General features: G+C 45.2%; 2 protein-coding genes and 1 pseudogene. 1 reads left to right on the top strand and 2 read right to left on the bottom strand.

The window, feature by feature from the left end; translation table 11 throughout:
• Positions 1–67, top strand: a pseudogene (locus R8O70_RS25005) (PTS glucose transporter subunit IIA); the annotation flags it as partial.
• Between the two features lie 94 nt (positions 68–161).
• Here R8O70_RS25005 and R8O70_RS25000 read toward each other — a convergent pair.
• Positions 162–1,286 (bottom strand): flagellin, encoded by a 1,125-nt coding sequence (locus R8O70_RS25000; RefSeq protein ID WP_017634830.1) that lies wholly within the window; start codon positions 1,284–1,286, stop codon positions 162–164.
• A 116-nt stretch (positions 1,287–1,402) separates the two neighbouring features.
• Positions 1,403–1,597, bottom strand: a 195-nt coding sequence (locus R8O70_RS24995; RefSeq protein ID WP_031855108.1) for a flagellin, incomplete at its 5' end; no start/stop codon positions are given.

Raw genomic sequence — 1,597 nt, 5'->3', positions numbered from 1 at the left:
AGAGCTAAACAAGCTTTCTGGTTCTGTAACTGTTGGTGAAACTCCAGTTCTACGTGTAACTAAGTAATTTTTACTTAATCGAACACGAAAAAAACGCTGCCAATGGCAGCGTTTTTTATTATCTGACTTTTTTCTGAGCGATGGGCATCGCTGAAACCCGCTCAGCTAAGTAATCCAAGTGCCGAACTCGGCCTTTGCTTTGCCTGAGCCAATAACGCAGTTGTCGCATCTTGGAGCACTTGAGAACGCACCATTTCCGTAGATTCTCTTGCGAAGTCTGTATCTCTTATTCGACTCTTGGATTCTGTAACACTCCGATTCACAGTATTTAAGTTATCCACCGAACCATTTACACGGTTCTGAAAGCTGCCAATTTCACTTCGGTGCGAATCAACGTACTTAATTGCTGCATCAATCACCCCAACTGAAAGCTGCGCCTTACCTGCCGTCGACATATCGATGTCATCCATTGTGACTAATTGACCAGCGCTCACATCAAGCTCATCCGCTAAACTCCCATCGAGAACCACACCCTCTGGCGCCTTCATCGTAGAAGCGAAGAATTGCAGTTCGTTGTTTTCCGTTACTGAAGCATTCACTATCGATTGTTGAGCATTGATGTAAGTGGCGACCTGTTCTATACGGTCACCCAATTTGAGTCCAATGGATTCCGTTTGGGTTTGCCCTTTACTGTCTTGGTATTCGACTTTTAGGGTTTGGTTATCTTTAGTGACTCGCCAATCTTTATCGACCGCATCACCAACATAATGCTGCCCTCCCATCTCTGGGATATGGCTACGCATGTTACGTAACGTCAAAGAGATTGAATTAGCGTTCGCGCCAATATGGAAACTTTGTGAACCGTAAGATCCATCAAACAGGTTTTTATCCGCAAATGTTGTCGTGATCGCGACACGATCAAGCTCATCTTGCAGCGCTACGACCTCATATTGAATACTTTGCCGATCACTTGAGTCATAACTGCCGTTTGCTGCTTGAAGCCCCAGAGAGCGTAAGCGTTGCAATATGTCACTGCTTTCGTGCAATGCTCCCTCCGCTGTTTGAGAAACAGAAAAAGCGTCGTGTGCATTTCTTAAGGCGACATCAAGCCCTCTCGCTTGTACATGGAGAGTATTCGATATCTGTAAACCTGCCGCATCATCGCTCGCCGAGTTGATTCGAAATCCCGAAGTTAGGTTGCGTTGTGAATCAACATTTTGCGCAGCTGCTTGACTCAGGTGTCTCTGCGCCACCATCGCAGAAACATTGGAATTTAAAGAGAGCATCTAATCGATATGAATGCCTTATCGAACATACTGTCAGGACACATCTGAATCGTTATAGCCAATAAGCAAAAAGCCAGGGATGAGCCTGGCTTTGGTTTCTTGCTTTGTTAAATTGATTAACCTAGCAGACTTAGCGCTGAGTTTGGCGCTTGTTTCGCTTGCGCTAGAATTGAGCTTGACGCTTGCGATAGAATTTGTGATTTGGTCATTGCCGTCGTTTCTTTCGCGAAATCTGTATCTTTGATACGGCTCTTCGACGCATTCACGTTCTCGTTAATGTTGTCCAAGTTGCTGATTGCGTGGTTGAAACG

Source organism: Vibrio sp. 779(2023) (assembly GCF_033344285.1).
Classification (GTDB): Bacteria; Pseudomonadota; Gammaproteobacteria; order Enterobacterales; family Vibrionaceae; genus Vibrio; species Vibrio alginolyticus.
The sequence above is the reverse complement of the archived record's forward strand: the minus strand, read 5'-3'. Positions and strand labels throughout refer to the sequence as shown.

Excerpts from the sequence above, each read along its gene's own strand:
- R8O70_RS25000 (WP_017634830.1), bottom strand. The coding sequence starts at position 1,286 with ATGCTCTCTTTAAATTCCAATGTTTCTGCGATGGTGGCGCAGAGACAC.